Source organism: Saccharopolyspora elongata, assembly GCF_004348985.1.
GTDB classification, from domain to species: Bacteria; Actinomycetota; Actinomycetes; order Mycobacteriales; family Pseudonocardiaceae; genus Saccharopolyspora; species Saccharopolyspora elongata.
This window is the reverse complement of record NZ_SMKW01000057.1, coordinates 1-12,190: the sequence shown is the minus strand read 5'-3', so window position 1 is coordinate 12,190 and position 12,190 is coordinate 1. Positions and strand designations below refer to the sequence as shown.

Genomic DNA, 12,190 nt, shown 5'->3' with positions numbered 1-12,190 from the left:
AGTGCGTATTGCTACCCGTGTTGCCGGCGTCGCCGGTGCCGCCACCCTCGGTGTCCTGACCCTCGGCACCGCCGCGTTCGCGGACAGCGCCGACAACGACGGCATCAACGCGGTCAATGACAACAACGTCAGCGCCGTCCCGGTGCAGGCGTGCGGCAACAACGTCGGTGCCGCCATCGGTGTTGTCGTGCCGATCCTGTCGCCGCAGGCCAACAACTGCGTCAACGCGCCGGTCGTGGACCACCCCAAGGGCTGACGCATCCAAAGCGCCGGACCGGGGGCGGCTGCTCGCCGCCCCCGGTCTTTTGCTGCGCCTACTCCCCGCGCAGGTGCTCCTCGACCCGCCGCACCTTCGAATGCAGCTGGTCGGTGTGCCCCGGCCGGATGTCCGCCTTGAGCACGAGGCTGGTGCGCGGCGCGTTCGCCGAGGCCGCCTCGGTGGCCCGCTTCACGACGTCCATCACCTCGTCCCACTCGCCTTCGATCGTGGTGAACATCGAAGTCGTCTCGTGCGGCAGCCCGGACTCCCGCACCACCTTCACCGCGGCGGCGACCGCCTCGCTGACACTGTCGCTGTCCCCGGCCCCGCTCGGGGCCACGCTGAACGCAACTAGCACGTCTGCTCCTCCATTCCGGACCGGCGGCGTGGTCCGCCGGTCACCTCGATCATGCTCGGGCAGCGGCGCGGTCTCCTGATTTCGCCCGACCCGCACCACAGCCACCAACTCGTCGGTAACCGCTGCTAGCGTCGAACACCATGAGCACCCGTAGTCCACTGCCCTTCGACCCAATCGCTCGCGCGGCCGAGATCTGGGCCGACCGGGTAGGCCCGTCGACGACGATGGCCGCGGTGACGAGCGTGATGCGGGTCCAGCAGATCCTGCAATCGGCGGTCGACGGTGCGCTGCGACCGCACAACCTGACGTTCGCCCGGTACGAGGCGCTGGTGCTGCTGAGCTTCTCGCGGCGCGGCAGCCTCCCGATGCGCGTCATGGGCGACCGGCTGCAACTGCACCCGACCAGCGTCACCAACATCGTCGACCGGCTGGAGCAGGACGGCCTGGTCCGGCGGGTGCCGCACCCCACGGACCGGCGCACCACCCTGGTGGAGATCACCGAGGACGGCCTGGACCTGATGAAGAAGGCGACCGAGTCGGTCACGGAGATCGACTTCGGGCTGCGCGGCATCACCGAGCGGCAGACCCAGCAGCTCACCGAGCTGCTCGGCAAGGTGCGGCACGCCGCCGGGGACTTCTGAGTCAGTTCAGCTCGCGCACCGCGTAGCGGACGCGACCCCAGAACGTCGGCTCGTCGGAGTCCGATTCGGTCAGCAGCCCGCGCCGGTTCGCCCAGCGCTCGAACCACACCGACGCCAGCGGCGGGATGGACGCCACCAGCGCCAGCACCAGCACCCCGAACCGCCAGCGCAGCGGGCTGAACACGACGAGGCAGGTCACCACGTAGGCGGTGAAGACCAGCCCGTGGACCCAGCCCATGACCGTCACGCCCAGCGGCTGCTGAAAGCCGTACTTGAACGCCATCGCCACCAGCAGACCGACCCACGAGAACGCCTCGGCGATCGCAACCGCCCGGAACCACCCGGCATACGTACGCGGCACGTCAAACCCACTTCCGTTCCAACGGCACTCCCCTGCGAGTGTGCCGGGTGTCGCCGATCACACCGATGCCGGTCCGCTACGGGCGGGTCTGGTCGTCGACCCAGGCCAGGTAGGCGGGGTTGCCGCCGACGATCGGGGTGGCGATGATCTCCGGCACGTCGTAGCCGTGGTTGGCCCTGAGGTGCTCGACGAGTTCCGGGAGCCGCCCGGCCGAGGTCTTGATCTGCAGCTGCCACTCGGCGTCGTCCTGGGCGGCGCCCTCCCACACGTAGAAGCTCCGGATCGGCACGACCTGAACGCAAGCCCCCAGCCGCGCCTCGACGACGCCGCGGGCCAGCTCGGCGGCCGCCTGCTCGGAGTCGGTGGTGGTCACGACCTGCACATGATCAGCCATGCGCCCAGCGTAGCCAGCGGCCCGCGGCGGGTGCGGTGACAGGAAGGTTCCCATGCTCCACTCCCGCCGGCGGCAGGCTGAGAGCATGGGAACTTTCCTGTCACCCCTGCGTCAGCGGCGGGCTCCGCGGAGGAGGTTCGCTTCGGTGCTCAGGTAGTTGTTCCGGTAGTCGAAGCGCGGGGTGTCGGAGAAGAGCAGCCAGTAGTACTTCATCTGCTCGGACCACCAGTAGCCCGGACAGGTGTCCTCTTGCGACGGCGGCTTCCCCGTGACGTCGGCGAGAGCGGCGAAGCCGTACTTCGTCTTCGACGTCTTCACCATGTGATCGAAGTGGACGTTCGCGCGTTCCCGGAAGATCTCGTCGCCGGTTTCCAGCCAGAGCATGAGCGCCGAGTCGGCGAACTCGGGGCGCAACGCGTTGCTCCGGTCGCTCGCCGACATCGTCGAGTAGTCCACAGAGGTCGGGATCACCCCGAACTCATCCTGCACGGTGTTGAACGCGTCGTGGTAGGCGCGCCCCTCGGCGACGCGGCCGGATTCGCCGAGCAGACCGGCGTAGAACGAGGCGAGCACGCTCTGCTCGCGGCTGAGGACTTCCCCGGTGAACGCGTCGACCTGCGGGAACCACAGCATGTTCTGGTGGCGTTCGGCCTGGTGGGCGAGGATCGCGTCGGTGAGCGCGTCGTACCACTGGCGGAGTTCTTCGTCGCCGAACAGCGCGTAGCCGTCCCAGAGGTACTCGTAGTAGGAGTCGCCCGGCGGGCCGACGGTGGCCTGGCGGTTCCGCCACTCACCGGTTTCGGCGTGGATGTCGTGCGGTAGCAGGCCGAGTTCGGTCCGCTTGTCGTAGACGACCCGCATGGCCTGCTTGGCGAGGTCGAAGTAGCGCCGGTCGCCAGTCCACTCCGAGAGGATCCCGAACTCGGCGACGTAGGTGCCGACCTCGACGATGTTGGTCTCCGGCCGGCTGACCGCGCCGGTCGCCAGGTTCACGTAGCGGTAGGGCAGGCCGGTCGGGGATTCGGTGAAGGCCGGGAGCAGCCGGTCCGCCACGTCGACGGCCAGTTCGAGCAGCCGCTGCTCACCGGTGCAGTGGTACGCGGCGGCGAGCCCGCCGACCATCCGGATGTTGGTCTCGAACACCTGGAACGACGCGTCGACGTCGAAGCTCAGGTTCTCCTTGACCCACTGCACGGCGCGCTCGACTTCGGAGTCGGCTTCCATCAGCCACAACGTGTCGATCGCCTCGACGAGGCTCAGCCCGATGGAGTGGCCCTCGACGAAGAAATCCTCCCGGCCGCCGGAGATCGGCTTGATGTGGTCGGCGCCCATGGCCCGCTCGACGTAGTGCTGCCATGCCCACAGGAATTCGCGGCGGACGGCCTCGGCGACCGGCTTCCAGTCCCGCCGGGCCGGTGCCCCCGACGCCACCGCCGGCGCCGCAGCCAGCAGCCCGCCGGCAATGGCCGCGCCGCCGAACAAACGCAGCGCGGATCTCCTGGGCATGCTTCGGGGCATCGCCGCCTCCTCACTGGACAACCTTGTCAAGCCGGGCCGGTTCACCGTCGTCGGAGACGCCGCGGAGGTCAATGCGGATCGCCGTTCTTGTCCGGTTTCGACACTGCGGCGCGGCGTTCGGCCGCGCGGAATACCGCCGCCCGACGACTTGACCCGCGCGGCCGCGACAACACCCCGCCGGCCCGGGTCCCGGCTGCGAGCATGGGAACTTTCCTGTCACCCAGGGCCGGAAAACCGCAGGATGGGAACCTTCCTGTCGTCGATCGGCCGGGTCGGCGGGTCGTGCGGGCCGGGGTCGGCGGGCGCGAGGATGGGAACTTTCCTGTCACCCCGCCCCGGAACGCCGGGGGCCGGGTTGGGCCGATCAGCGGATGCCGCGGGGCCAGGCGTAGTCAGATCCGGGTGGTGGCATTGACAGGCGGCGAGGTGCTGCGATCCAATGCCGCCCATCATGACAACGTTGTCTGAGTCCGGGAACGTCCGGCGCGCCACGATGAACGACGTGGCGCGGCTGGCGGGCGTGAGCATCAAGACCGTTTCGCGGGTCGTCAACGCCGAGAGCGGCGTCCATCCGGCGACCGCGGAGCGGGTGCTGGCCGCCATCGACCAGCTCGGGTTCCGCCGCAACCTCAGCGCCCGCAACCTCCGCCGCGGCACCGGGACCGGCACGCTGGGCCTGGTCCTGGAAGACCTGGCGAACCCGTTCTACTCGGTGCTGACCCGCGCGGTCGAGGAAATCGCGCGGGTGCACGGCAAGCAGGTGCTGACCGGTTCGTCCGATGAGGACCCGGCGCGGGAACGCGAGCTGGTGCTGGAGTTCTGCGCGCGCCGCGTCGACGGGCTGATCGTGGTTCCCGCCGGGCACCAGCACGGGTACATCGCGCACGAGATCAACGCCGGGACGCCGGTGGTGTTCGTGGACCGGCCGCCGGGCAACCTCGACGCCGACACCGTGCTGATCGACAACGCGGGCGGCACCGCGCTCGCCGCCCGCCACCTGGCCGAACACGGGCACCGCGAGATCGCTTTCCTCGGCGACGCTCCGGAGATCCACACGGCCGCCGAGCGGCTGCGCGGTTTCCGGGAAGGCTGCGCGCAAGCCGGTGTGCCGTTCTACCCCGACCTGGTCCTGATGGGCCCGCACACCGACGAGTCGGTGGCGCAGGCGCTGCGCTCCACGCTGCAGCGCGCGACCGCGCTGGTGACCGGCAACAACCGGATCACCGTGCACGCGCTGCGCGCGCTGGCCGGTCGACCGCGTCGGCCGGCGCTCGTCGGCTTCGACGACTTCGAGCTCGCCGACCTCCTCGACCCGCCGATCAGCGTGGTCACCCACGACACCTGGGCGCTGGGCCGGTCGGCGGCAGAACTGCTGTTCGCGCGGCTGGACGGCGACCGCACGCCACCACGTCGCCTGGTCGTTCCCACTCGGCTGCTCGCCAGAGGTTCCGGAGAGGTATCACGTTGAGTTCTGTCCACAATGATCAGTCCGGCCCGGCGGTTCCGATCGCCCTGCCGGCCAACCAGCCCCGCCAGTTCTACCGGGGCGGTGCGTCGATCGCCGCGCTGCGCGGCTCGGACGACCGCGAATTCGGCCCGGAGGACTGGGTCGCGTCCACCACGACGCGGTTCGGCCAGGCCGAGTCGGGCCTGTCCCGCCTGCCGGACGGGCGTTTGCTGCGCGATGCGGTGACCGCCGAACCCGAGCGATGGCTGGGCTCCGAGCACGTGGCCGCCTTCGGCGACAGCACCGCGCTGCTGGTCAAGCTCCTGGACGCAGGGCAGCGGCTGCCCGTGCACTGCCATCCCTCGGACGCCTTCGCCCAGCAGCACCTCGGTTCCCGGTTCGGCAAGACCGAGGCGTGGATCGTGGTCGGCACGTCCGGCGCGAACCCGTTGGTGTACCTGGGTTTCCGCGAGGACGTCGCGCCGGAGACGGTCGCGCATTGGGTGGCCACGCAGGATTCGTCGGCGATGCTCGGTTCGCTCAACGAGATCCCGGTCCGGCCCGGTGACACCGTGCACGTCCCCGCAGGCACCCCGCACGCCATCGGCGAAGGCGTGTTCATCGTCGAGCTGCAGCAGCCGACGGACTTCTCGATCACGTTGGAATGGCAGGGTTTCCTAGCCGACGCCGAGGGCGCCTTCCTCGGCATGGACCGGCAGACCGCGCTCGAAACGGTCAACCGCGACGGTTTCGGCGATGCGGTGCTGGACTCGCTGATCAAGCGAACCGCGGACCGGTCCGAGCCCCGCGTCCCGCTGCTGGCCGACGACGCGGCACCCTTCTTCCGCGCCGAGCGCCTGCACAGCGGCGTCGAGCTTGAGCCGTCGTTCGGCGTGCTCATCGCGCTGGAGGGCAGCGGGAAGTTGCGCACGGACGGCGGCGCCGAACTGCCGCTGCACCGCGGCAGCACAGCCGTGATCCCGCATTCCGCTGGGGCCGCTCAGCTCGAAGGGGACGTCACCGTGGTGCACTGCCGCCCGCCGGCCGCCGGGAGCCCGAGATGACCGAACCGCTCTTGGAAGCCCGCAACCTGGTCAAGCGCTACGGCAGCGTGGAGGCGCTGCGCGGCGCGTCGTTCACCGTGGACCCGGGTGAGGTCGTCGCGCTCATCGGCGACAACGGCGCCGGCAAGTCGACGCTGGTGAAATGCCTTTCGGGCGTGGAGCTGCCGGATTCGGGGCAGATCCTGGTCGGCGGCAAGCCGGTGACGCTCGATTCCCCCGCCGCCGCCCGGTCGCACGGCATCGAGACCGCCTACCAGGACCTCGCGGTGGCGCCGGACCTCGACCCGGCCGCGAACCTGTTCCTGGGGCGTGAGATCCGGCGGCCCGGGCTGCTCGGCCGGCTCGGCATGCTGGACAAGGCGAAGATGCGCGAGCAGGCCGCCGAGCAGTTCGCGAAGTTCGGCGTGTCGCTGCAAGACCTGTCGGTGCCGATCGGCTCGCTGTCCGGCGGGCAGCGGCAGAGCGTCGCCGTCGCGCGCTCGGTCACCTGGGCGGACAAGCTCGTGTTCATGGACGAGCCCACCGCCGCGCTGGGCGTCGTGCAGCGCGAACGCGTGCTGGAGGTGATCCGGCGGGTTCGCGACACCGGTATCTCGGTGGTGCTGATCAGCCACAACATGCCGGAGGTGCTGTCGGTCGCGGATCGGGTCGAGGTGTTGCGCCTCGGCAGCCGGGTGGCGCGGTTCAGCGCCGCCGAGGCGACCCTGGAGGACCTGGTCGGCGCCATGACCGGCGCACTGTCGCAGGAGGACGCGAGCTGATGGCCACCCAGCAGGAAACACCTGAGTCCACTGTGGAAGAAAAGGCGCCGGCCCCGGCGAAGGGGTTCGGCGCGCGGCTGGCCTCCTCGAACACGCTGTGGACCGGCCTGGTGCTCATCGTCCTGTGCGTGCTGTTCAGCGTGCTCCGCCCGGACGCCTTCCCCACCCTGTTCAACGTCCAGAACCTGCTGGTGCAGGCGGCGCCCCTGCTGATGCTCGCGGTCGGCATGACCTTCGTGATCATCACCTCCGGCATCGACCTGTCGGTGGGATCGGTGCTGGTGTTCTCCGGCGTCGTGTCGGCGATGACCATGGAATGGCTCAGCGGCGGCGACGCGACGAACGCCGGCTGGGGCGTGATCGCGATCGGCCTGCTGGTCGCGCTCGTCGGCGGCGCGCTGTGGGGCCTGCTGAACGGGTTGCTCGTCGCCGTCGCCCGGGTCCCGGCGCTGATCGTCACGCTCGGCTCGTTCGGCGCGGCACTCGGTGCCGCGCAGCTGCTCACCAACGGCATCGACGTGCGCACGGTGCCCAGCGCGCTGCGCAAGACCCTCGGCACCGGGACGTCGTTCGTGGTGGTCCCGAACCTGGTGATCCTCGCGGCGGTGATCACGCTGCTGGCGCTGTGGCTGCTGCACACCACGGTCTTCGGCCGCTACACCTACGCGATCGGCTCGAACGCCGAAGCCGCCCGCCGCAGCGGCATCAAGGTCACCCGGCACCTGGTCACCGTCTACGCCCTCACCGGGGTGCTGGCCGGGCTGGCCGGGTTCATGTCGCTGGCCTACTTCGGCACCACCACGATCAGCGGGCACAGCAACGACAACCTGAACGCGATCGCGGCCGTGGTGCTGGGCGGGACCAGCCTGTTCGGCGGCATCGGCACGGTGCTCGGCAGCGTCATCGGCGTGTTCATCCCCGCGGTGCTCGACGCCGGATTCGTGATGACCGGGGTGCGGCCGTTCTGGCAACCGATCGCGGTCGGCGCGGTCCTGGTCGCCGCGGTCTGGCTGGACCAGCGCAGGCGGCGGGCGCGCAACAACCGCTGACACTCGATCTTCGGCACAACGGCGTGTGGAGGTAAATCGCTGATGAGAACGCACAAAACCGCGCTGGCGCTGGGTGCGGCGCTGCTGCTGGCCGGCTGCGGGTCCGGCCAGATCGGTGACACCGGCAGCGGGCAGACCGATCCCAACAACAAGAACCTCGCCCTGATCACCGGGATGCGCGGCGAACCGTTCTACGTGTCCATCGAATGCGCGGCGCAGCAGGAGGCGAGCGCGCAGGGGTACCAGCTGAACTCGCAGGCCCCGGAGAAGTTCGAGCAGGCCGAGCAGTCGCAGATCCTGGGCGGCATCGTCAGCACCAAGCCCGGCGCGGTGATCATCGCGCCCACCGACGACAAGGCGCTGGCCGCGCCGCTGCAGCAGGCCAAGAGCAACGGCATCCAGGTCGTCGAGGTCGACACCGCGCTGGAGGACCGGTCCATCTCGGTCACCTCGCTGTCGTCGGACAACTACGCGGGCGGCCGGCTGGCCGCGCAAACGCTGGCGCAACTGGTCGGCGACAAGCCGGGGTCGGTGCTGGCGCTGAACACGAAGGCGGGCACCTCGACCACCGACGCGCGGGCCAAGGGCTTCGAGGAGGAGATCGCCAAGCACCCGAACCTGAAGCTGCTGCCCACCCAGTACACCGAGAACGAGGCGGCGACCGCCGCGCAGATCGTGTCGGCGACGCTGGCCGCGAACCCCGACCTGGTCGGCGTGTTCGGCACCAACCTCAACACCGGCGAAGGCGCCGCCACCGCGCTGTTCAACGCAGGCAAGTCCGGGCAGGTGCAGCTGGTCGGGTTCGACGCCAGCCCGAAGCAGGTGGACGACCTGCGCAACGGCCGGGTCCAGGCGCTGATCGCGCAGGACCCCGGCAAGATCGGGCAGGAAGGCGTCAAGCGCGCCATCGCGGCGATCAAGGGTCAGCCGGTCGAACGGGAGACCAAGACCGAGATGATCGCCATCACCAAGGACAACATCGACCAGCAGGCGCAGTACTTCTACAAGGCGCACTGCTGATCGCCCGTGCCGGGGCCGGCCTCATCGCACCGGCCTCGGCACCGGCGCCGGGCTACCTTGGGTGCATGGGCAAATACGGCGAACTCTTCCCCGGCCGGAAGCTCCAGCACGAAGGCGACCAGACCGGCATCTCGCGAGGGCACGACCCCGGCGGGCCGCTGGACCTGGAAAGCGGTGTGGTGTTCCTCGCGCCGCCCGAACGGTCCGCGGCCGACGAGCAGGACGACGCCGCTGGTCCGGAAGCCGACTGAGCGCTGCGGCACCGGACCGGGGCATCACAGGCTGGTAGCGGATCGCCACAATCACACGCAGCGTCCACTTCGCTCCGTTAATGTGCCACGGGCAGGTGATCAGGGCCGTGATCACCCGCAATGTCGATCACGATCCGTACTTGATCGTCATGCGTCGTGCCCGCACGTCAGGGGAGGAAGGAACGCCGTGCAGCCGTTTGGGAGCCCCGGTCTCGATCAGGCCGAAGCCGTCGAGGACGGCACCGCTCTGATCGGAAACCTCACCCCCGCCGGAGCCAACGGCCCCATCCCCCCGGAGCAGCGCAAAGCGCTCGCGCAGCGCATCGGCGCCGACTGGAACCGGATCAGCTCGGCCGTCGCCGAGCTGTTCGCCACCGGCGTCCCCGAGAACGACCCCCGCACCCAGCAGGTGATCCACGAGCACTACCGCTGGCTCTGCCACTTCTGGACCCCGGACCGGTCCTCCTACCTGCGGCTGGCGGAGATGTACGTGAACCAGCCGAAGTTCCGCCGCCGCATCGAACGCCGGAAGCCGAAGGGCATGGCCGACTACCTGCGCGACGCGATGATCACCTACGCCTGGGCGAAGCTCCGCTGACCGGCCGCCGAGCAGCGCGGGGTGACAGGAAAGTTCCCATGCACGCGCCCCGGCTCGCGGTGACAGGAAGGTTCCCATCCTCGCGCCCCGCCGCGGAGGTCAGCGGCCTGCGGTGACAGAAAGGTTCCCTTGCTCTCACCTCGCCCGGCCGCGGCGGCGGCTGTCAGAGGCATCCCGTTGAATGACGGTCATGCCGAGGTGGGTGCTGCACATGGACATGGATGCGTTCTTCGCATCCGTGGAGCAGCTCACCCGCCCCACGGTCGGTGGGCGCCCGGTGCTCGTCGGCGGCCTCGGCCCGCGCGGCACCGTCGCCGGCGCGAGCTACGAGGCCCGGGAGTACGGCGCGCGGTCCGCGATGCCGATGGCCGAGGCGCGCCGCCGCTGCCCCGTCGCGGTGGTGCTCCCGCCGCGGTTCCGCGTCTACCAGGCGGTGAGCAAGCGGGTGCTCGGCATCGTCCGGGAGGTTTCGGACGTCGTCGAGCAGGTCTCGGTCGACGAGGCGTTCCTGGAACCCACCGAGCTCGCCGGGGCCACCACGGCGCAGGTCGAGGACTTCGCCACGCGGCTGCGCGCGCGGGTGCACCGCGAGGTCGGCGTGACGGCGTCGATCGGCGCGGGCGCCGGCAAGCAGCTCGCCAAGATCGCCTCGGGCCTGGCCAAGCCGGACGGCATGCTCGTGGTGCCGCCGGAGCAGCAGCTGGAACTGCTGTCGGGGCTGCCGGTGCGCAAGATGTGGGGCATCGGGCCGGTGACGGAGTCGAAGCTGCACCGCATCGGCGTCCAGACGATCGGCGAGCTCGCCGCGCTGCGCCCCAACGACGTGACGTCGCTGCTCGGGCAGGCGCACGGCACCGAGCTGCACCGCCTCGCGCACGGCATCGACGAGCATCCGGTGGCCGAGCGCGCCGAAGCGAAGCAGGTCAGCGCCGAGACGACGTTCGACGTCGACATCACCGATCCGGTGAAGCTGCAGGCCGAGGTGACCGGGATGGCCGAGTCGGCGCATCGCCGGTTGGTGTCGTCGGGGCGCGCCGCGCGCACCGTGACGATCAAGGTCCGGGACTCCGACTTCACCACGATCAGCCGCGCGGAGACGTTCTCGTCGGCGACCAGCGATCTCGGTGCGCTCGCTGCGGCGGCGCGACGGCTGCTGCCCGTCGCAGTCCCGCCGGGCACGCCGGTCCGGCTGGTCGGCGTCTCCTACTCGGGATTGGCGGCCTCGGAGCAGGAGCCGCTGTTCGACAACCCCGCCGACCAGCAGGAATCCCCGGCGCCCGCCGCCCTGCCCGCCCCCGGACCGAGCCCGGAGCCGTTGACCCGGCACTGGCGGGCGGGTGACGACGTTCAGCACAGCGAGTTCGGGCACGGCTGGGTGCAGGGCGCCGGGCACGGCCGCGTCACCGTCCGGTTCGAGACCGCCGCCAGCGGCCGCGGGGTGGCCCGCACCTTCGCCATCGACGCCCCGGAGCTGACCTCGGCGGACCCGATCGACAGCCTCGGCTGGTAGCCGTCAGGCCTGCGGCGGCGGGAGCTCCCGCTTGTACCGGCCGATCCACTTCTGCGGGGCGACCGTCTGCACGGCGCCTTCCAGCTCCTTCGGCAGTCTGCTGATCGGCGGCAGGTGGAACCGGTAGCGCTCGCCGGGCAGCCCCGGCATCGACGGCTGCTCCTCCACCCGCCAGCGGTCCAGCTCCGGGTGCCGCGCCGCGAATCCCGGATCCGCGGGGTAGAGCTCCAGCGCGTGGCGGCGCTCCGGCGCGACCGGGCGGCGGTGCTGGATCCACGGCAGCGTGCCGACCCCGACGGCCTTGATCTCGTCCCATGTGACGCCGAACACCTCGCCGCGGGTGCGGGCGTAGAAGCCGCTGCGGTCGAGCAGGAAGCCACGGCTGTTGAGCATGCCCCGGGAGGCGGTGAGGAACCAGAGGAAGATCACGCCGAAGATGAGCTGCCAGATCCACAAGCCGACGCTGTTGCCGTTGTTGACCAGCGCCGCGGCGACCAGCACGGTGAGCAGCCCGCTGATGCCGCCACCGATGAGCAGCGCCTTGAAGCTGCTGGCGCTGACGTCGACGTCCTGCGCGTCAGCGCTCAGCAGCGTCGGGCGGTGCCCGCCGCCGGGCTGCACCCGGGTGGCGGGCTCGGCAGCTCCGGCGTGGTCCGAGGTGTAACGGGCGGTGTTGCGGGGGCGTGCCGGGACGGTCGCCCGTTCCTGCTCGACCCGGTCGGCCCGTTGCCATCCCCCTGGAAGCCACTTCATGCCGTCCAGGGTAGCCACGCCGGAGCCGGTCGATCACCGACGGTGCGGGATCTCCGGGTAGATCTCAGGGACGGCCGGGGTCAGGCTGTTGGTACGCGGAGGATCAGGGCGTCACCCTGCCCACCACCACCGCACAACGCCGCCGCACCAACCCCACCACCACGACGCTTCAACTCCAACGCCAGATGCAACGCCAACCGCGCACC

General features: G+C 70.4%; 16 protein-coding genes. 10 read left to right on the top strand and 6 right to left on the bottom strand.

The window, feature by feature from the left end; genetic code table 11:
• Window position 1: 1 nt before the first annotated feature.
• The gene (locus E1288_RS32220) at window positions 2-256 is read left to right on the top strand and encodes a hypothetical protein (RefSeq protein WP_207954674.1); all 255 of its coding nucleotides are present in this window, start codon (window positions 2-4) and stop codon (window positions 254-256) included.
• A 58-nt stretch (window positions 257-314) separates the two neighbouring features.
• Here the strand turns inward: E1288_RS32220 and E1288_RS32215 are convergent, their stop codons facing one another.
• Window positions 315-617, bottom strand: coding sequence for an MTH1187 family thiamine-binding protein (locus E1288_RS32215; RefSeq protein WP_132491981.1), 303 nt, complete (start codon window positions 615-617; stop codon window positions 315-317).
• Window positions 618-757: 140 nt separating this feature from the next.
• Here E1288_RS32215 and E1288_RS32210 point away from each other — a divergent pair, with 140 nt between their 5' ends.
• A complete protein-coding gene (locus E1288_RS32210) occupies window positions 758-1,258 on the top strand; it encodes a MarR family winged helix-turn-helix transcriptional regulator (RefSeq protein ID WP_132491979.1) in 501 nt (166 codons plus the stop codon).
• Between the two features lies 1 nt (window position 1,259).
• Here E1288_RS32210 and E1288_RS32205 read toward each other — a convergent pair whose 3' ends face one another.
• From E1288_RS32205 to E1288_RS32195, 3 genes are all read right to left on the bottom strand, one after another.
• Window positions 1,260-1,619 carry a DUF3817 domain-containing protein gene (locus E1288_RS32205; protein ID WP_132491977.1) on the bottom strand — a complete coding sequence of 120 codons (360 nt, stop codon included), beginning with the start codon at window positions 1,617-1,619 and terminating at the stop codon, window positions 1,260-1,262.
• A 76-nt stretch (window positions 1,620-1,695) separates the two neighbouring features.
• On the bottom strand, window positions 1,696-2,013 hold the full coding sequence (gene cutA / locus E1288_RS32200) for a divalent-cation tolerance protein CutA (RefSeq protein ID WP_132491975.1): 318 nt from the start codon (window positions 2,011-2,013) through the stop codon (window positions 1,696-1,698).
• 111 nt (window positions 2,014-2,124) lie between these two features.
• Window positions 2,125-3,531, bottom strand: a complete 1,407-nt coding sequence (locus E1288_RS32195; RefSeq protein ID WP_235883948.1) for a glycoside hydrolase family 47 protein — start codon at window positions 3,529-3,531, stop codon at window positions 2,125-2,127.
• Window positions 3,532-4,024: 493 nt separating this feature from the next.
• Here E1288_RS32195 and E1288_RS32190 point away from each other — a divergent pair, with 493 nt between their 5' ends.
• From E1288_RS32190 to E1288_RS32155, 8 genes are all read left to right on the top strand, one after another.
• Window positions 4,025-4,999, top strand: coding sequence for a LacI family DNA-binding transcriptional regulator (locus E1288_RS32190; protein WP_132492047.1), 975 nt, complete (start codon window positions 4,025-4,027; stop codon window positions 4,997-4,999).
• Window positions 4,996-6,042, top strand: a complete 1,047-nt coding sequence (locus E1288_RS32185; RefSeq protein ID WP_132491973.1) for a class I mannose-6-phosphate isomerase — start codon at window positions 4,996-4,998, stop codon at window positions 6,040-6,042. Before E1288_RS32190 ends, E1288_RS32185 begins: the two co-directional genes overlap by 4 nt.
• The gene (locus tag E1288_RS32180; RefSeq protein WP_132491971.1) at window positions 6,039-6,803 is read left to right on the top strand and encodes an ATP-binding cassette domain-containing protein; all 765 of its coding nucleotides are present in this window, start codon (window positions 6,039-6,041) and stop codon (window positions 6,801-6,803) included. The genes E1288_RS32185 and E1288_RS32180 overlap by 4 nt, the downstream gene beginning before the upstream one ends.
• Window positions 6,803-7,852 (top strand): ABC transporter permease, encoded by a 1,050-nt coding sequence (locus E1288_RS32175; protein ID WP_132491969.1) that lies wholly within the window; start codon window positions 6,803-6,805, stop codon window positions 7,850-7,852. Before E1288_RS32180 ends, E1288_RS32175 begins: the two co-directional genes overlap by 1 nt.
• 42 nt (window positions 7,853-7,894) lie before the next feature.
• Entirely contained in the window at window positions 7,895-8,872 is a 978-nt protein-coding gene (locus tag E1288_RS32170; protein ID WP_132491967.1) for an ABC transporter substrate-binding protein, read from the top strand.
• 65 nt (window positions 8,873-8,937) lie between these two features.
• Window positions 8,938-9,123 carry a hypothetical protein gene (locus E1288_RS32165; protein ID WP_132491965.1) on the top strand — a complete coding sequence of 62 codons (186 nt, stop codon included), beginning with the start codon at window positions 8,938-8,940 and terminating at the stop codon, window positions 9,121-9,123.
• 187 nt (window positions 9,124-9,310) lie between these two features.
• Window positions 9,311-9,721, top strand: coding sequence for a TipAS antibiotic-recognition domain-containing protein (locus E1288_RS32160; RefSeq protein ID WP_132491963.1), 411 nt, complete (start codon window positions 9,311-9,313; stop codon window positions 9,719-9,721).
• A 190-nt stretch (window positions 9,722-9,911) separates the two neighbouring features.
• Entirely contained in the window at window positions 9,912-11,231 is a 1,320-nt protein-coding gene (locus E1288_RS32155; protein ID WP_132491961.1) for a DNA polymerase IV, read from the top strand.
• A gap of 3 nt (window positions 11,232-11,234) precedes the next feature.
• Here E1288_RS32155 and E1288_RS32150 read toward each other — a convergent pair whose 3' ends face one another.
• Both E1288_RS32150 and E1288_RS32145 read right to left on the bottom strand, forming a co-directional pair.
• Window positions 11,235-11,984: a hypothetical protein gene (locus E1288_RS32150; protein ID WP_132491959.1), complete on the bottom strand. Its 750-nt coding sequence runs from the start codon at window positions 11,982-11,984 to the stop codon at window positions 11,235-11,237.
• 80 nt (window positions 11,985-12,064) lie between these two features.
• On the bottom strand, window positions 12,065-12,181 hold the full coding sequence (locus tag E1288_RS32145; RefSeq protein WP_268951839.1) for a hypothetical protein: 117 nt from the start codon (window positions 12,179-12,181) through the stop codon (window positions 12,065-12,067).
• Window positions 12,182-12,190: the final 9 nt, after the last annotated feature.